Source organism: Thiohalocapsa sp. (genome assembly GCF_022340605.1).
GTDB lineage: Bacteria > Pseudomonadota > Gammaproteobacteria > Chromatiales > Chromatiaceae > Thiohalocapsa.
The window spans coordinates 1-17,020 of record NZ_JAJDNQ010000119.1 but is presented as its reverse complement, the minus strand read 5'-3'; the positions used below and the strand labels follow the sequence as shown (position 1 = coordinate 17,020).

General features: G+C 65.2%; 14 protein-coding genes. 7 read left to right on the top strand and 7 right to left on the bottom strand.

Annotation, left to right across the window (positions count from 1 at the left end; genetic code table 11):
- Positions 1-39 precede the first annotated feature (39 nt).
- Positions 40-2,205 carry a cation:dicarboxylase symporter family transporter gene (locus LJE69_RS15320; RefSeq protein WP_296926649.1) on the bottom strand — a complete coding sequence of 722 codons (2,166 nt, stop codon included), beginning with the start codon at positions 2,203-2,205 and terminating at the stop codon, positions 40-42.
- Positions 2,206-2,927: 722 nt separating this feature from the next.
- On the opposite strand from LJE69_RS15320, the gene LJE69_RS15315 reads away from it, so the two are divergent.
- Complete coding sequence (locus LJE69_RS15315; RefSeq protein ID WP_296926647.1) at positions 2,928-3,314, top strand: Rap1a/Tai family immunity protein; 387 nt, start codon at positions 2,928-2,930, stop codon at positions 3,312-3,314.
- A 78-nt stretch (positions 3,315-3,392) separates the two neighbouring features.
- Positions 3,393-3,620, top strand: a complete 228-nt coding sequence (locus tag LJE69_RS15310) for a glycine zipper family protein (RefSeq protein WP_296926645.1) — start codon at positions 3,393-3,395, stop codon at positions 3,618-3,620.
- Positions 3,621-3,868: 248 nt separating this feature from the next.
- Here the strand turns inward: LJE69_RS15310 and LJE69_RS15305 are convergent, their stop codons facing one another.
- The gene (locus LJE69_RS15305; protein ID WP_296926643.1) at positions 3,869-4,336 is read right to left on the bottom strand and encodes a hypothetical protein; all 468 of its coding nucleotides are present in this window, start codon (positions 4,334-4,336) and stop codon (positions 3,869-3,871) included.
- A 137-nt stretch (positions 4,337-4,473) separates the two neighbouring features.
- Here LJE69_RS15305 and LJE69_RS15300 point away from each other — a divergent pair, with 137 nt between their 5' ends.
- Positions 4,474-5,574 (top strand): phospholipase A, encoded by a 1,101-nt coding sequence (locus LJE69_RS15300; protein ID WP_296926641.1) that lies wholly within the window; start codon positions 4,474-4,476, stop codon positions 5,572-5,574.
- Between the two features lie 65 nt (positions 5,575-5,639).
- Positions 5,640-5,915, top strand: a complete 276-nt coding sequence (locus LJE69_RS15295; protein ID WP_296926639.1) for a hypothetical protein — start codon at positions 5,640-5,642, stop codon at positions 5,913-5,915.
- Here the strand turns inward: LJE69_RS15295 and LJE69_RS15290 are convergent.
- Positions 5,906-6,043: a hypothetical protein gene (locus LJE69_RS15290; protein WP_296926637.1), complete on the bottom strand. Its 138-nt coding sequence runs from the start codon at positions 6,041-6,043 to the stop codon at positions 5,906-5,908. The two genes, LJE69_RS15295 and LJE69_RS15290, sit on opposite strands and share 10 nt — an antisense overlap.
- A gap of 60 nt (positions 6,044-6,103) precedes the next feature.
- Between LJE69_RS15290 and LJE69_RS15285 the strand changes: the two genes are divergently transcribed.
- The gene (locus tag LJE69_RS15285) at positions 6,104-6,616 is read left to right on the top strand and encodes a hypothetical protein (protein WP_296926635.1); all 513 of its coding nucleotides are present in this window, start codon (positions 6,104-6,106) and stop codon (positions 6,614-6,616) included.
- A 24-nt stretch (positions 6,617-6,640) separates the two neighbouring features.
- Positions 6,641-9,421, top strand: coding sequence for a mechanosensitive ion channel domain-containing protein (locus tag LJE69_RS15280; protein ID WP_296926632.1), 2,781 nt, complete (start codon positions 6,641-6,643; stop codon positions 9,419-9,421).
- Between the two features lie 161 nt (positions 9,422-9,582).
- Here the strand turns inward: LJE69_RS15280 and LJE69_RS15275 are convergent, their stop codons facing one another.
- Both LJE69_RS15275 and LJE69_RS15270 read right to left on the bottom strand, forming a co-directional pair.
- Positions 9,583-10,119 carry a hypothetical protein gene (locus LJE69_RS15275; protein WP_296926630.1) on the bottom strand — a complete coding sequence of 179 codons (537 nt, stop codon included), beginning with the start codon at positions 10,117-10,119 and terminating at the stop codon, positions 9,583-9,585.
- Positions 10,103-10,234, bottom strand: a complete 132-nt coding sequence (locus LJE69_RS15270; protein WP_296926628.1) for a hypothetical protein — start codon at positions 10,232-10,234, stop codon at positions 10,103-10,105. Before LJE69_RS15270 ends, LJE69_RS15275 begins: the two co-directional genes overlap by 17 nt.
- A 968-nt stretch (positions 10,235-11,202) precedes the next feature.
- Here LJE69_RS15270 and LJE69_RS15265 point away from each other — a divergent pair.
- Positions 11,203-13,731: a transporter substrate-binding domain-containing protein gene (locus tag LJE69_RS15265; protein ID WP_296926626.1), complete on the top strand. Its 2,529-nt coding sequence runs from the start codon at positions 11,203-11,205 to the stop codon at positions 13,729-13,731.
- Between the two features lie 105 nt (positions 13,732-13,836).
- Here LJE69_RS15265 and LJE69_RS15260 read toward each other — a convergent pair whose 3' ends face one another.
- Both LJE69_RS15260 and LJE69_RS15255 read right to left on the bottom strand, forming a co-directional pair.
- Positions 13,837-14,733 (bottom strand): YihY/virulence factor BrkB family protein, encoded by an 897-nt coding sequence (locus LJE69_RS15260; protein ID WP_296926624.1) that lies wholly within the window; start codon positions 14,731-14,733, stop codon positions 13,837-13,839.
- A gap of 7 nt (positions 14,734-14,740) precedes the next feature.
- Positions 14,741-16,594 carry an SLC13 family permease gene (locus LJE69_RS15255; protein ID WP_296926622.1) on the bottom strand — a complete coding sequence of 618 codons (1,854 nt, stop codon included), beginning with the start codon at positions 16,592-16,594 and terminating at the stop codon, positions 14,741-14,743.
- Positions 16,595-17,020: the final 426 nt, after the last annotated feature.

The window sequence follows — 17,020 nt, the reverse complement described above, 5'->3', positions numbered from 1 at the left end:
GTGGTGTCAGCCGCTCTTGCGCATGAAGCGGCGCTCGGCTCAATCGAGCCACCCGAGCAGGTCGCGTGCGATCGACCACCGCGGCGGCCGTGTCGCATCAATCTCGCCGAGCATCCAGTAGCGATACAGCTTATCGACAATGCCGGCGCTGCGCGCGTTCTGCAGCCAGGCATCGAAAAACGTCAACAGCTCGCTGTCTCCCGCTGCCACCGCATACCCGAACGGCGCCAGCAATATCGGCGTTGGCGTAACCAGGGTGTAGCGGGGGAAACGGATGCTCCAGGCGGCGCCCTCCTCGGCGGACATCAGCAGGGCGTCGAAGGCCGGCGGTTGCGCGGCCAGTAGTGCGTTCAACTCGGCGTTGTCGGTGAACCGCAGGGGCTCGGCGTGCGGCAGCAGCTGCGATAGAAACTGCAACTGGGCGGGCTCGTCGGCCACCGCGATGCGCAAGTCACTCTGCGCGCGAATTGCGCGCCAAGTGCGGAAGCTGCGCCGGCGCCAGTCCTCCACCACCAAGCCCACCGCGCCGTTCAGCACCGGCTGTGTCAGCGTGAAATTCAGTGTCGTCTCCGGCGCGATGGGTAGCAGGGACATGAAGACGTCACAACCGCCTGCATCCAGCCGCCGGGCAGCATCCTTAGCGGATTGCACCGGCAGGAATTCGATGCGTGCAGACAGATGCCGCGCGAAGCGGTGGGCCAATTCGATGTCGAAACCCACCAAGTCGCCCGCACTGTTGAAGAACGCAGACGGATAATCGCTGCCGCGATAGCAGACCCGCAACACACCGCTGTCCTGGATGCGGGCGAGCGCTGTGGCGCCGCGCCGCAGCGCTTGCGTCCCGGGCCATGCCCGAAACACCTGGTGCGGCTGCGGCTCGCCCCGCAGCGCCAACCCGGCCAACACCTTATCGGTGGTGAACGGGGCTACGAAGACATGGGTATAGAAGGCGCGAACGCCGATCAATATCGCGGCCAGCAGCGCCAGCGTGATCACGACGAAGCCGAGCAGCCGCTTCGGGACGACGCGCAGCCGACCCTGCATGGCGTAGGAGCCGATCAGCGCCAGGGCGATGACATGCATGCCTGCCGCCAGGGTCCCGAAGCGAGCCGCGACCACATCCATGGTCACGAACACCTGAAACAGATCCGCCGGCATCCGCAGCAGATCGAACAGGAATGGCAGCGCCAGCACCGTGCCGCCGAACAGGCTCGCGAGGCCGGCCCCGGCAATGATCGGATAGTCCACGACGTCGACCCCTGCACCGATGAACCAACCCGCGAAAGGCACGAACAGCAAGGCCATGATCAGACCCATGTTCGGGAACGGGAAGGCCGCCGGCACGAGGATGTCGATGGCCGACTTGGCCTCCGGGTCCGGCTTGCTCGTCTCCGGGTCTGCCTCGGCCAGCAGTCGCTTGCCGTCCGCGGCCAGTACGGGCAACACGATCAGCAGGCTGGCAGTGGCGAAGGCCGTCACCAACGGCCCGCGGAACGCACGCAAGACATCCCAGTAGCGAAGCGGCGTCAGCAACGCCACGAGCCCCGGCAAGATCCACAGGCTGAGGAGCAGCGCGAGGGACGAGTGCAGCACCAGGTAGACTTGCAGCCTGGCGAGGTCGCCCACGTCGATGGTGCCGGCCGCCGCGGCGGTGATGGCGAAGACACCATAGGGTGCGAGCCGGCCAATGAAGCCCGTGACGCGCATCAGTGCCTCGCCAACCGTGGACAAGACATCCAGCAACCCGTCTTTGCCCGGCACCTGGATCAACGCGACGCCCAACAGGATGCTGAAGATAACCACCGCCGGGACGATGGCGTTGGACAACGCGTAGAAGACGTTGGATGGAATGTACAGGCGCAGAAAGTCGACCGGTGGCTGGTCTTCGATCTGGCTGGTGCTGAAGAAGGACGCCGACGGCCAATCCGGGAAGGCCAGTGGCGCGAGGAAAACGATGGCGAGACCGATGGCCCAGAGGAGCAACAAAATGCTGCCGGCCTTGAGGGCCAGGTTCCTGGCATCCTGCAGATCCAACCGCCCGAGCGAGGTGATCAGCGCCACCATCACGTACGGAATCACCGTGATCTGCAGGGCGGCGATGAAGATATCGCCGCCGACTCGTAGGAAAGCGGCGCGCTCGCCGAAAAAGAGGCCGGTCAACAGGCCGAGCCCGAGCCCGATAAAGACCTGCGTCGCGACCGACATGCGCCGACGCGATCTCGGCTTGAGAGTGCTCATGTGCTGACCGACCGCTTTCAGCCTTGGTGCCGTTCTCAAGGGCACCTCGAACATTTCGAGATCCCCTCAAAGCGTGACAACGTTACGCGAGTCGCCGGGTCGCTGGCAAAGTCCTCTTCCTGCCCCGCCGTCGCCTGGCACAGGTGCGCCCCGAGGCCGCGACCATTCGGCAAGTCATTGAGCGTGGTCTCTTTTAGCGATCGCGGCATGGCGACGGCCCGGCGGCGCGCCAGCATCAAAGCTGATAGTTCGGGCGCATCGGCTCAGAATCGGCGCACGCTGCGGCCCTGGCGGAACGGCCGCGTGATTCCGGCTTTCGACCACGCCTCTCGGCCGAAATTCCCATGAAAACAAGGCATCCGGATAGGTCGGTAGGGGCGCGCATCGCCCCGCCAGCGCAACGCCCGAGCAACGTCGCCAAGTTGCGCCCGCACGCCGCCTTGCGTACTGTCCGCGACGCTTAGGGAAGCGCCGATTGATTGGCATTTCCCCTGTAGGCCAGGGCGGCCCACCATTTTCAGCGGCCCAAGCGGCTCAAAATGAAGGAACCCGCGTTCGGGTTCCGGCCGATTGTTGGCCCGGAGGGCCAATCAATCGGTAGCTCCTTGGCATGCCGGACCGCGGGCTTCCGTGACCCGCCGGTCCGAGCAAACAAACCCACGCTCCTGCCCAATGGAGGCGTTATTCCGATGGGAACTCTTCGACCCCTGCCGCTTCTTTCTGCAATCCTGCTGCTGAGTCTGCCGGTCGCCACACCGGTGCTGGCGGTCACCAGCGACGACCTGCGTTTCGACACGACGGAGGATCTCGTCGCCGTCTGCTCCGCCCCGGCCGCCAGCAACGCGCAGCTGGCCTGCACCGGATTCATCGAGGCCACCGTGCAGTACCACGACGAAGTCTCCGACCAAAAGCATCTCAAGCGGCTGATCTGCTACCCGAGCGGCACCAGCATCGAGGACGGCCGCCTCGCCTTTCTGAGCTGGGCAGCCGTCCACAAGGACGACGCCAAGCTGATGGGCGAGCAGCCCGTCGTTGGCCTGGTCCGTGCCCTGGCCGACGCCTATCCGTGCCGCTGACGGCGCCACCCCCGGCATTCAAATCAGCATTCAAATCAGCATTCATACCCGCATGACACGCCCGGAGGCACTTCGAAAATGAAATACAGCCTGTTGCCCTTGCTGCTGTTGTCCGTTCTCGCACTGACGGCTTGCGGCGAAACCACCACCAGCCGCGCCGGCAGCGGCGCCATGATGGGCGCCGCCACCGGCGCCGCCATTGGCTCGCTTAGCGGCAATGCCGGTCGGGGCGCCGCGATCGGCGCCGGCGCCGGCGCTGTGGGCGGTTTCCTATTTGATCAACATCGCCGCGGCAACATCGACTGACGATCACGCGGAAACGCCGACACTCCGGCGTTTCCGGTGCCAGCCAAGAGACCCCACCGTCAGTACTCGAGCTCGAAGGCGGCGCCGGCAGCGGCGCCGCGACTGCCCACATCGCTCTCTAACCGGATCTGCGGCGCCCCCCAGCACCGCCCGCGGCTCGCCGCCTTCCAGGCCCTGCCGCGCACCGAGGTAGACACGCTCGCTCAATTGGCGTCCGCCCTCCGCCACCGGCGACGCGCCACTGCCCTTCAGGTGCACGCTACCTCCGAGCTCGGCATCGATGTTTCGCCCACGCACCAGCACCGCGCGTGGTGCAGCGCCACCAGCATCGATGCCCGCTCCACGGCCGCATCGATCGTGGCATCGCCCACCGACGCGATCGTCACCTCGTAGAGCAGCCCCATTGCATCGAGCCGGTCCACATCGGACTGGGTTGCATCGGGTCGGGCCTGCGCGGGTAAACACAGGCATGCGAGCAGCACAGCCAAGGCTGCACCGACGCCGCGGCCGCTGCCGCGGATGCCGCGGGCGCGATAGCGATGAATGGCACGGGACGCGCTTGCCGCGAGCGCATGCCGGCGGCCTGAGACCGCGCTGCGGCAGGTCGTATCCCATCGTGCCGGACCGGATGAATGGCTGCGCCTGCCAAGCAAAGGCGACCGACCTGACGCCACGCTGTCGCCGAATGGGCGCAGTGCTGATTTTCTAATCGTCACGGCACAGTATCGAGTCTGCCATTCGGCGCTGATATCGCTATCGTACGCAATGGTCTCCGCAATAGTCTGTGCAATGGTCCGCGTACATGGCAATCGCCCACAGGCCCCTGCTTACATTTCATCACCATCAAAGCACCATGAGTGATTCGACGCCAGCAATCAATGCCGCGGTGCTGCTCGCGGCACTGCTGTTGTGCTGCGCGAGTGCGCCAGCGAGCAGTGACAGCCCCGACGCCCTGAACGCATGCTCGACCATCGACGATGATCAGGCCCGGCTCGCTTGCTACGACCGCTTTATGGGGCGGGCACCGGCGACGCCCATCGCGGCCCACGCGCCCATCCTGACCGCACCGAGCCCTGCGCCCGCGATGACCGCGCCAACGGTAGCGGACGCGGCTCCAGCGGCCTCCGCCGGCGCGGGCGGCGCGTCCGGCACGTCGCTGTTGACCCGCGCATGGAGCTTCGATCCGGACAGCGATCGCTATCTCATCAAACTGTACCGCCCGAACTATCTGAACCCGGTGCGCTGGCAGAGCCGCACCAATGACCAGCCATTCACGCCCATCTTCACCGCGCTCAAGACCGACAACAGCGATCTGGACAAGGTGGAGGCCGCCTTCCAGATCAGCTTCAAGACGCGCTTCTGGGCCAGCAATGACCGCCGCTGGGGCGCCTGGTTCGCCTACACTCAACAGAGCTTCTGGCAGGTCTACAACGGCAATATCTCCAGCCCCTTCCGCGACACCAATTACGAGCCGGAGCTGAAGCTCGCCTGGCAGCCGAAGCTCCACTGGGGCGGATTCGACTGGCAACTGCTCAGCGTCGGCTACACCCACGAGTCCAACGGGCGCGCCGACCCGATTTCGCGCAGCTGGGATCGGCTGGTCGCCGAGATCGGCGTGGAAAAGGGCAACTTCGCGCTGCTGCTGCGCCCGTGGATCCGCATCGACGACGACAGCGCCGACTCCGACAACTCGGACATCATCGACTACTACGGCTACGGGGACCTGACTGCCGTGTACAAATGGCACGGCCATAGCTTTACACTGACGGGCCGTGGCAATCTGGCGCAGAAGAAGGGCGCCCTGCGCGTGACCTGGATGACCCCGCGTCTGCTGGGACCGCTGCGCGGCTACGTGGTCGGCTTCACCGGCTATGGCGATACGCTGCTCGACTACAATTTCAAGCAAAACGCCGTGTCGGTCGGAATTGCCCTGAACGACTTGCTGGACCGTTGAGTCCGCGAGGTCTGCGCGCCGCAGGCTCGGCTCGCAGTCGGCAGCAACCGGGAGTCGCGGCATCCATGCTGGGCAGAATCAGGCACTGGCTGACATTCGGCCTCGAGCAGGTGGTCATGCGCGGCGCCCTCGCCCGCTTCGCCATCATCCTCGGGCTGATCCTTGCCGTCGCGGTCATCGCCGGCGCTCTAGTGCGCGCCATCGCCCCGGGGTTCGACTCCATCGGCGAGGCGGTGTGGTGGGCCTTCCTGCGGTTGACGGACCCCGGCTATCTGGGGGACGACGTCGGCGTCGCCCGGGCTTCGGTGGCCACGGCGGTCACCGTGCTCGGCTACATCTGAAAGAATTCGCCTCGCATCCACGCGAGACCTTCGAGATCGACATCGTCTCCGAGGTCCCGGCGGCCAAGCGCCGCAAGCGCCTTGATGCCGAGGAGCTTGCGGCGGACCGCGTCCAGATTGGCCAGCACGAATTCGACTATACGGTTCCGGCCTACCTGGCGGGCATTGATCCAACCGGCTACGACAATGTGCTGCTGCTGCGTAGCGAAAAGCTCAAGACCAGCTCCGAGTCCGACGCGCGGACCATTTTGGCCCATTTGTTGCTGCGCCAACTCACCGCCGAAACCACTGGCCCACACGTGCTGATGGAACTGACCGATCCGGACAACAGCCGCCTGTTCGAGCACCGACTGGAGAACGAGCAGACCGAGATCGTCGTCACCTCCCGCGTCGTCAGCCACATCGTGGCGCGTGTGGCGCTGCGCCGGGAGCTGCGGTGCGTGTTCGACGAGCTCTTCAGCCCGGGCGGCTGCGATATCGTCTTTCGCGGGATCGCCGACTACGATGTGTCACCGGGTCGCCATGTCTTCTCCGACTTGCAGAAGGCCGTGGACGCCCGTGGCGATGTCGCCCTCGGCCTGCGCCGAGATCAAGACCGACGCAAAAAGACCGGGGGCATCCTGCTCAATCCCGGCCGCGACGAAGAGCTCGACCTCGCGGCCGAAGACGCGCTCGTCGTGCTATCCGCGGCCGACTGGTAGCTACAACTCGGAATTTGCATTTTCATGGCATTTCGCACGCGCTCCCTCGGCTGCACGCTGCTGCTCCTCTCGTTGGGTTTGCTGCCGGCGCTCGCCGGCGCAGCAGCAGCCTCACAGCCTGAGCCGCCGGCGGATGTCCAGTCCGCCGCCGTGAGCGCACCAGAAGACGCGTCGCCGCAGACGCCACCCGCCCCCGAATTGCCCTTCGACCCCGCCGCCATCGGCTTGCCGGGGCTGCCGTGGCCCATGAGCGCGCCCGGCGACTTCCAGAAGGCATTGGACCTCATCGATGCGCGGCTCGCTGACATGGACGCGCAGCTCGCCGCTGCGAACGCCAAGCTCGAGGCGGCAACCAGTGCAGCCGCGAGCCCGGTCGCCGAGCAGGCGGACGAGCAAACTCAGCGCCCAGATCAAAGCGAGCGCCACAGCAGCGAGCAGAGCGGAGACCAAGGCGAGCGCAGGGAGAATCAGAGCGAAATGGCCGGCTCCGGACCCCGCGTGGACCAAGCCGCGCTGCAAGCGACCATTGCCCGGATCGAGCAACGAATGGAGGCCCTACAGGAGCTGCGAACCGCAGTGCAGCGCAACGCCACACTGACGAGCCGGTTGGCGGAAGCAGAGGCCCAGCGCGAGCAAGTACGCGGGCAAGCCGAAGGTGTCGCGGCCGACGACATCGGCCAGGGGCCGCCGTTCCCGGTCTCGCTGCTCGATCGGCTTCAGGCCGAGTTGTCCCTGAAGCAAGGTGTTGAGGCGGTCGAGGAGACGCGCCTCGCCACCGCCAAGCGACGTCGGGATGCCGCCGCAAGCGAGTTGACCAAGCTCATCCGCGAACGGCGCGCGGCGCGAGACCGACTCAAGCAGGCCGACGCTCACGCGGCACCCGAGCCAGAGCGCGCCGCCCTCCAAGAGGCCCTCGAGCTGGCGCGGCTGAACGACCTGCGCGCGCGCGAGCAACTGGCCGCGTCCGAGCGCGCCGAGAAGCTCGCACGCGTCAAAGATGATCTTGGCGAGGTCCAGCAGGCCCTGCTGGCCAAACGCATCCGCTTTGTGGAGAAGCACGTCGTCCTGCCCCGCGAAGCCTTGGAGGAGCAGCTCGCGAAACTGACCGAGCTCCAGGAGAAGATCCGCGCTGAGATCGAGACCCTGCAACGCACGGGCGATCAGGCCGAAGCGAACCTGTATCGCGCGCAACGCCGGCTCGCCCAGGCCAGCGCCAATGCCGATCAGGCCGCGTTGAGCGAATGGGTCGCCGCCCGGCAGGCTCAACTGGTCGCGGCCCGCTCCAGCGTCGACAACCTCGACCTCGCGCTGGACATCCTCTCGCGCATGCGCACGCTTTGGGAGCTGCGCTCCCAGCTCATGAACGACCCCGAATCGGTGGACATGAAGCATTTCCTGCGGCAGGTCACCGAAGAACTCGCGGAGGCGCGCAGTGACAAGGAAAGCGTCGTCGAGCGGCTCAACGCGCTGCGCTCCATCCAGCTCGCCCAGGCGCGCCGCTTGCGCGATCCGGCCCTCGGCGACGAGGTTCGCAAAGCCATGTTGGCTCGCAGCGCGGCGCAGGAGTCGGCGGAGGCGCATGGGCGCGAATTGCTCGACATTCAGGCTGAGTTGATCTCATTGCTTCAGGGCATGCGCCACCAGCTCACGCAGCGCCTGGAAGCGCGGCACGTTTCCCTGCAGCTCCTGCAAGCGCAAGAGACCTTCGAGCGCTGGTGGGATGCTGAAGTGCTCGAGTTTGACGACCAGAGCATCCGTGTACGCGAACTGGTGACCGCGCTCGCAATGTTCGTCGTGGTGCTCTTGGTGGTCTCCTTGATTCGCATGGGTGCCCGGCGCGCCTTGCAACGCCGCAAGGCGAAAAGCCCGAAGGCTCAGTCCGGCGACCTTCGTCTTGCCCTTTCCGCAATCGCCGGCAATACGAGTCAGATTTTCGTGCTCATCGCCGCCTTCTACGTGGCGATGACCTTTTCCGGACTCGCAAGCCCGACGTTCCAGGGCTGGCTATGGACACTCCTGGTGGTCGCCTTCTATGCCCAGCTCGGGATCTGGGCGAACGCCGCGATGCTGGACTACTTCAGTCGCCGGCGCACGCGTCAGGAGATGCGCGATCCCTCGACGGTCACCGGCTACGGGCTGTTGATGTTCTTCATCCGCGTCGGCATATGGATTACCGTTGGCGTCTCGCTGCTGGCCTATTTCCGCTATCCAATTGCCGGTTTGGTGGGCGCACTGGGTGTCGGCAGCCTGGCGGTGGCCTTTGCCGTGCAGAACATCCTGGGCGACGTTTTCAGCTCGATGGCGATCATCCTCGACAAGCCGTTTCGTGTCGGCGACTTTATCAAGGCCGGCGACTGTCTCGGCACCATCGAGCACATCGGGGTCAAGACCACCCGTATCCGCAGCCTCTCCGGCGAGCAGATCGTGCTTTCCAACAGCGACCTGCTGAACAGCCGCATCCACAACTTCAAGCAATTCCGGGAACGGCGCATCGCGTTCCGCATTGGCGTCATCTACCAGACGCCCCGCCACCTCATCGAGCAGATGCCCGGCATGCTCCGCGCGGCCGTGGAAGAGGTGCCGCGGACCCGGTTCGACCGGGCGCATTTCTTCGAATACGGCGATTTCGCCCTCACCTTCGAAATCGTCTACTACGTGCTCAGCCCGGACTACACGGTCTACATGGATGCACAGCAGGCGATCAACATAAACATTCACCGCCGCTTCGAAGAAGCCGGCATCTCCTTCGCATACCCGACGCAAGAGCTCATCCTGCGCCACGCGAACCAAGCACAGGCGACCTGAAGCCGGGCTGTTTGCACGCTTGCCGCGACGCCAGCGGCGCGCGCCCGGAACAAGCAAAGCTCAGTCCGCGTTATGCCAGCTCGTGCGCGAGGCCACACCAGGCGCGACGCCGGCGCCGCGCGAAGGATCCGCTGTGCGGACCCCCTGCCCTGACCCCATCATCAACTCGCGACGCTGACCTCCACCTGCGCAGCGGCCAGGCGGCGGAACAGCACGATATCTCTGCGCAGCGGCCACCATTCATAGAGAAAGGTCTCCAGCGGCCTCCAGTTTGCCACCCAGCCGAGAATGACCAAGCTCTCGGCAATAATCGAGACCGATGGACTCTCGCCGAACAGATTTACCGCCAATTCGGAGCCGACCAACGACAGCACCAGGATAAGCAGTCCGATCACGAGGTAGATGCGACCCAGTCGGAATAGCTCGCGCATTTCGCGCACGGCCGCATCGGCGCGATGCTCGAAGTAGCCGCGTACAGCGCTCCGCACGTCCTCGGCGGCTCCCGCCTTCGCCTGCACATGCAGATGGATGCCGATTGCCACCTTGCGGTTGAGCCCCCGCGCCCAATCGACGATATACTGCGTGGCCTTCGGATCGAGATCGCGATCGCGAAAAGGCGACGGATCGAACGTCTGGAATAATTGCTCGACCCGGCCAATGCGGATATCGAGCACTGCGGGATCAGGTGAACGGTTCATTGATCAATGCCTCCGGCGTCGTTGGCAGCACGATCGACACCGCCATGTCGCCAGGGAATGCGGCCAGCTCGGCGTCGTCGTCATTCGCGGGGATGTCGATCAACAGCGCCACCATTCGCGCGGCCCGATTGTCGCCACGGTTCACGAGCCAGTCGACCGGGCGTTGGACGACACCCGTGCGCCAGCCTTGATCATCGTTCCGGCCACCTGCGCGGGCTCGCCGCGTAGTCAGGCCATCCTGGCCTTATAGAATCAGGGCTGGAAGCCCTGTCTACGTAGGACTGAGCAACGGCTGGCCGGGATAGTGATCAAGGCCCGTGCGCCAGGCCCAGGCCGATCACGAACATCGTCGCAATCAAAAGGACTGGCGCCGCGCACGATGAATCACTATAGCAGCACCGTCGCCGTCGCGCAGAAGGCGCCCCGACTGCATCTGTGCATCGATGAACGAACACTCAGCTTGCAGAGTGAATCCGACCAAGGCTCGGGTAACAGTCTTCGAGCCCCATTGAGTCGGCGTCGTCATGGAAGGACCCTGCAGGGAGAGGGAACGGTTGTTCGCGGACGCTGTACTTGCCTGCCCATCGCCCTCTCGCCGGAGGAGTGCGCACTAGCCACGCTCGTACGCATGGCGTCGTGCAACCCCGTCTGCCGCGCCCCTGCTCCGTCTGTCGCCCAGCTTGGCACGGCTCGTCGTTCACGACTTGGACAAGCCTGCGGCCGGCAATACAGTCCCTGATGACTTGCACCGTGCCGCGCCGCACACGCGGCGGCGCGTCGGCCAGTTCAACTCCAAGGCCCACAGACGCTCGCCCGGCCCCGATGGCCCGTGAAGCGCGTGAGCAAGGAGACACCGATTTGTTGGCCATCCTGGCCAAAGATCGAACGGAACCCGCAAACGCGGTTTCCGAGTTCCTCCATTTTCAGCGGCTTAGGCCGGTGCAAATGGTGGACCGTCCTGGCCCACACGGGAAATACCGATAAGTCGGCGCTTCCCTGACGACGCCGGTGCTTGTATGTAGAGACTCTCTGCAAACTCATCCGTCAGCACTCGGGTTTCGGCTGATATGGACGAGGTGGCGCATGAAGGTCGCACTGGTCCTGTTGCTCTTTATACTACTGGCCTCCGAGCTAGTGACTCCTCGCCTGGCAACAGCGCGGGCGCAAGACGCCACGCAGCCGAAGCTGACGGACCGGGAGCGCGCCTGGCTGGCCGCCAACCACAAGGTCCGCGCCCGCGTCGCCAACTACCCCCCCTACATGATCAAAGATCCGCGCATGGCGGGTCTGGCGGTGGATTATCTCGAGCACATTGCCGAGCATTTCGGGTTCGACGTCCAATACATACCCGCCGACATGTCCTTTGGCGCCGCTGCCGCGGATGTCGCCGGCGAGCACCAGTATTATGATCTGTTGTTGACGTTCACGCGCACACCGGAGCGGGAGAAACGCTTTGCTATCACGGATGATTACCTGAGCGCCCCCTGGGTCATTTTTACGCGCCTGGAAAGCCCCTTTATTATTGGCTTGGAAAGCCTCGCTGGCAAGACCGTCGTCGCGGAAAAGGGCTTTCTGATCGCCAAGAAGATCAGACACGATTTCCCCAGGATTCATGTATCCGAAGTCAAAACCGCGTTGGATGCGCTGATGGCGCTGGCGACGGGGCAAGCCGATGCCTACGTCGGCAACCTCGCCGTCGGTGCCTATCTGGTCAAAGAGCATCGCCTCACCAACCTCACGGTCGCCGCGCCCACCCGCTATGGCATCAACACCCAGGCCATGGCGGTGCGGCGAGACTGGCCAGAGCTGGCAGCGCTGATCAGCAAAGGCATTGCGGCGATGACGCCCGCGGATCGCAATGCGATCATCGGCAAGTGGATTCATCTCGACATGAAGCCGCGCAAGGACTATACGCTGGCCTGGAAGGTTTTCGCCGCGGCCTTGTTGGTCATTCTCACGTTTTTTTATTGGAACCGGCGCCTGGCTCGCGAAATCCGCTTCAGACAGCGCACCGAGTCGGAACTGAGGCAGGCCGAGGTTCGCCTCCAAAGCGAAAAGGATGCGCTGCAACAGGCACAAATGGAGCTGCAACAGAACAAGGAGGCGTTGCAGCAGCTGAATATCAACCTGGAGTCGCGGTTGCGGGCGGCGGTCCTGGACCGCACCCGCGCGCTGAGCGAAGCGGCCGCCCGCGCCCGCGAAAGCGACCAGGCCAAGTCCGCCTTCCTCTCCGCGGTCAGTCACGATCTGCGCTCGCCATTGCACGACATTCTTGGCTACGCCCGGCTGCTCGCTCGCCAGATACCGGCGCAGGCGCGTGACCAACTCAGCATCATCCAGAATAGCGGCAATCATCTGCTGCGTCTGATTGACGATATCCTGGCGTACAGTCGGGGCGAAGCAAAGCCCATCGTGCTCGAGCCCGGGCCGCTGTCTCTGGCGCGGCTGGCGCAAAACCTGACCGCGATGTACCAGCCGGTTGCCGAACGCAGCAACAACGACTTCGTCGTCGCGGTCGATACCGCCAATGTCGACTGGGTCGTGGCTGATGAGCCGCGACTGACCCAGATCCTGCGTAATCTCCTGGACAACGCGTTCAAGTTCACGGAGGACGGCCGCATCGAGTTGCGTATCGAGCTCGCCGAGCCGCCGACCACGCCGGTTTCCATGCGAGGCGCCGACTGCCTGGTGAGATTTCGCGTCAAAGACACCGGCATCGGCATTCCCCCGGCAAAGGTATCCGCCGTCTTTCAGCCTTTTCAGCGCCTCGAGCGGCACCGCGGCCTGCCCGGCGTCGGTCTTGGGTTGGCGATCGCTCAGCAACTGGCGATCGCGATGGGCGGCACGATCGCGCTGCAGAGCAGTCAAGGCCAGAACCCCGGCAGCACCTTCAGTTTCGAGCTGCGGTTCCCCATCAGCCCGGCGCCGGACCAGGACGGCGGCGAGGATTCCGTCATCGTGGGTTACCTCGGCCGGCGACGGACGCTGCTGATCGCCGACGATCAACCGACCAGCCGCGGCTTCCTGGCGGAAAACTGCCGCAGTTGGGGATTCAAAGTCCTGGTGGCGAGCGATGGCGCTGAAGCGCTGGCGCGTTTTCGGACCGCGGACCCGGGCGTGGATGCGATCCTGGTCGATCAATTCATGCCGGGACTGGACGGTTGGGGATTCCTGCAAGCGCTACGCTCATCAGAACAGGGTCGCAACGCGCCGGCCATATTGATTTCGGCCGCGCCCGTGCAAAGACCCGACAGCTTTCCCGAAGGCCTGAACTTCGATCGATTTGCCATGAAACCCCTGAGCGAGTGGACGTTGGCGACAATCCTAGGCGAATTCCTGGGGCTGGATTGGGAATATGACGTGGAATCCCCGAGCGAGCAGACGGCCAGCCCTACGCCGACGTCGCTATCCACGGCCTTGCTCGCCGAGGAGCGTAAACGATTGAGGGAAATGGTTGCCATTGGCCAGATCATAGGGCTTCAGCAGTGGGCGCACGACATGGCGCAGCGGCACCCTGACCGTAAGGCGTTGTGGCGAAGCATCGAGCAGATGTGCGTCGCGGTCGATTTGCCCGGTTTGAAACGATTGGCAGCAGCAGCTGCCAATGATTGATCTCAAGCAACCAGCGCATGGTCATTGCGTGTGCGTTGGCAATCAAAAGCGTCGGCCTCGCGGCTCGCGAGAGTCGCCGTCGATGCGTCGCGACGCGAACGGGCATCACAACGACCCGGGCAGAGTCGCCGGGCCGCGCACGCCGAGATAGGCGCGCGTCAGCGCCGCGCCCAACAACAGCAACAGGGCCGAGAAGTAGACCCACATCAGAATCACCAGCAGCGAGGCCGCGGCGCCATAGGCGGACGCGATGGCGGTGGTGGAGAGGAAGGCGGCGATGCCGTAGCGCCCTGCCGTCAGCATCAGTGCCGTGACCAGGGCGCCGGGCAGGACGTCCCGCCAAGTGACCAGCAGGTCAGGCAGGACCTTGAACAGGGCGGCAATGAAGAGCGTGGTGATCAGGACCGCCACGGCGCTGCGCGCGGCCCAGGACAGCATGTCCAGTTGCAGCGCCGGCAGTAGGTCCCAGCCCTTGAGGTGAAAATAGGCCACCGCGAGTTGGAGGCCGGTGACGGCGATGAAGTAGAGCAGGAAGCCGAGCCCGATCAGCAGCACCACGAGCAGGGCGAGCAGGCGCGTCTTGGCGAATTGCGTGAGCGGCGTGAACCTGCTGCGCCCGGGGCCGGGCCGCACGCCCCAGAGCACGTTGAGCGAATAGCGCAACTGGCCGAAGACGGTGGTGGCGCCGATCAGGAGTGCGCCAACGCCGACGACGGTGGGCATCAGCCCGGCCTCGTCGATGCGCGCTGCCAGGATGGCCTGCTCGACGAACACCGCGGCATCGACGCCCATGGCGCCCTTAAGCTGTTCGACGATCTGGCCTTGCGCGGCGCCCTCGCCGAGCACGACGCCGATAACCGTGACGGCGATGATCAAGGTCGGCGCCAGCGAGAAGAGAGTGAAAAACGCCAGCGCGCCGGCATGCAGGAACGCGTTGTGCTCCAGCCACAGTTCAACGCCGGTGCGGATGATCAGAAATGCCTGCTGGAAGGGCTGGTACATGGCGGGCTCATCCGGAACCGGAAACCGCCGGATACAAGGGCAGCAGCCAGGGCACCAGCACGACGCTCAGCGCCCCGACCATCAGCGTCAGCGGCAAGCCGATGCGGATAAAGTCCGCGAGCCGGTAGTTGCCCGCCGTGGTAACGAGGGTATTCACCGGAGAGACCGGGGTCATGAAGGCGGCGGATGCACCCAGCGCGACAATCATCGCAAAGGGATAGGGCGACGCCCCGAGCTCCTCGGCGACCGCCAGCGCGAGCGGGATCAGCAGCACCGCGTTGGCGGTATTGACGATGAACATGCCGAGCAGCACGGTGATGGCGAACAGCACCGCGAGAATCAGGTGCGAGCTGCTGTTGCCGAGCACCGCCACCAGGAAGTCCGCCGCCATGTCAACGCCGCCAGTGCGGTCCAGCGCCAGCGCGAAGGGCATCATGCCGACGATCATGATCAGGCTCTTCATCTGAATGGACCGGTAGGCCCCGTCGAGGTCGATGCACCGGAACAGGCCCATCAGCAGGCAGCCGATCAGCGCCGCCTGAACGTTTGGTACGATGCCGGTGGCCATCAGCACGATGACGGCGATGAGGGTGAACACCGCATAGGGCGCGCGCTTGGCCGCCGGCAGGTACTCGTCGAACTCCTTCGGCAGATTCAGCAGGACCAGGTCCTGGCCGCCCTTCTGCAGCCGGCGGATGGCGCGCCATGGCCCGGCCAACAGCAGCGTGTCACCGACCTTCAGCACCTTCTCGCGCAGGTGATGCGGCTCCAGCACGCCGCGGCGCCGGCGCATGCCCACCAGGGTCAGCTCGGACTGGGCCATCGCCTCCGCCTCGGCGACGGTCTTGCCGACGAAGACGGACTGGTAGGGCAGCATCACCTCCACCAGGCCCACGTCTTGGGGCCGGCCGGTGTAATAGGACCCAGAACGGGGCAGCAACTCGACGCCGTACTCCCGGCACAGCGCCTCGACATCGGCGGTATCGTCGTCCATGTCAATCAGCAGCACGTCACCGGCCTGGAGCACACTGTCGTCGGTGCGTGGCAGCAGGCGCCGCGCGCGCCCGCTGCCGCGCTCGATGACGATGACCCTGGCGCCGATCCTGCGCGGCAGGTCCAGCTCGCCGAGTCGCCGCCCGAGCAGCGGCGAGCCCGGCTCGACCCGCACGCGATACTCCCGGTGGCCGAGGGCATAGTGCTCCACCAGGTTGCGCAGGTCCGGGCGCAGCGGCGCGGCGCCGGCATCCGGCGCCTCCCGCCCGAGCCAGCGGCGCAGCAGCAGCATGTACAGGGTGCCGACGATCAGGACGGGCACACCGAATGGGGTGAAGGTGAAGAAGCCGAAGCCATCGGCGCCACTGCGCACGAGCTCGTAGTTGATCACCAGGTTCGGCGAGGTGGCCACCAGGGTCATCATGCCGCTGATGAGCGCCGCATAGGCCATCGGCATCATCAGCTCGGCGGGCGCGATGCCGCTGCGGCTCGCCATGCGCAGCACGATGGGCACGAAGATTGCCACCACGCCGGTGGAGCTCATGACCGAGCCCAGAAAGCCCACCGCGAGCATCAGCAACAACAGCAGGCGACCGGCGCTGTTGCCGCCATACCGCACCAGCCAGTCGCCGATGCTGCGGGCCACGCCGGTGCGGGCCAGGGCCTCGCCGATGACGAACATGGCGCCGATCAGCACGATGTTCGGGTTGCTGAAGCCGGCGAGCGCCTCGTTCATGGTCAGCACGCCGGTGAACGGCAGCAACACCAGCATGATCAACGCGACCGCGTCCACACGCGGCTTGTTGATGGCGAACATGCCGATCGCCGCCGCCAGCAGCAGCAGCACCATCACCAGATCGTTGGGCATAGGCTCTCCGGGGCGCGACTGATCCGGGTGGCCCGCAATCGCCTGGGCTGCGGCGGGTGCCCGGGCCCGGGCGTCGCAACGTCGAATGACAGGCCAAGTCAGTGAGTATGCGTCATCCCAATCCTGGCGTGCAGGCCCCGTGGCACGAGCACACCTGTGCAACGCGCAGCAGCATGCCGACGCCCATGCCGGCCAAAGCGAGCCGGCCCCACCGGGAGCGCCGGCATCTTGCCGGCCCGCCGGGAGCGCCGGCATCTTGCCGGCTCGCCGGGACCCCCGGCATCCTGCCGGCCAACTGGGACCGCCGGCATCCCAGAGAGAGAGGGTCAGTGGGGTCAGGTCTCACATTGCACACTCCGACACCAAGCGCTATGCGCTTAGAAGCGAGGAAACGGGTACAGACGACGTTTTCTGGTGCTCGGGAAC

Excerpts from the sequence above, each read along its gene's own strand:
- LJE69_RS15320 (WP_296926649.1), bottom strand. The coding sequence starts at position 2,205 with ATGTCGGTCGCGACGCAGGTCTTTATCGGGCTCGGGCTCGGCCTGTTG.
- LJE69_RS15315 (WP_296926647.1), top strand. The coding sequence starts at position 2,928 with ATGGGAACTCTTCGACCCCTGCCGCTTCTTTCTGCAATCCTGCTGCTG.
- LJE69_RS15310 (WP_296926645.1), top strand. The coding sequence starts at position 3,393 with ATGAAATACAGCCTGTTGCCCTTGCTGCTGTTGTCCGTTCTCGCACTG.
- LJE69_RS15300 (WP_296926641.1), top strand. The coding sequence starts at position 4,474 with ATGAGTGATTCGACGCCAGCAATCAATGCCGCGGTGCTGCTCGCGGCA.
- LJE69_RS15295 (WP_296926639.1), top strand. The coding sequence starts at position 5,640 with ATGCTGGGCAGAATCAGGCACTGGCTGACATTCGGCCTCGAGCAGGTG.
- LJE69_RS15280 (WP_296926632.1), top strand. The coding sequence starts at position 6,641 with ATGGCATTTCGCACGCGCTCCCTCGGCTGCACGCTGCTGCTCCTCTCG.
- LJE69_RS15275 (WP_296926630.1), bottom strand. The coding sequence starts at position 10,119 with ATGAACCGTTCACCTGATCCCGCAGTGCTCGATATCCGCATTGGCCGG.
- LJE69_RS15270 (WP_296926628.1), bottom strand. The coding sequence starts at position 10,234 with ATGGTGGCGCTGTTGATCGACATCCCCGCGAATGACGACGACGCCGAG.
- LJE69_RS15265 (WP_296926626.1), top strand. The coding sequence starts at position 11,203 with ATGAAGGTCGCACTGGTCCTGTTGCTCTTTATACTACTGGCCTCCGAG.
- LJE69_RS15260 (WP_296926624.1), bottom strand. The coding sequence starts at position 14,733 with ATGTACCAGCCCTTCCAGCAGGCATTTCTGATCATCCGCACCGGCGTT.
- LJE69_RS15255 (WP_296926622.1), bottom strand. The coding sequence starts at position 16,594 with ATGCCCAACGATCTGGTGATGGTGCTGCTGCTGCTGGCGGCGGCGATC.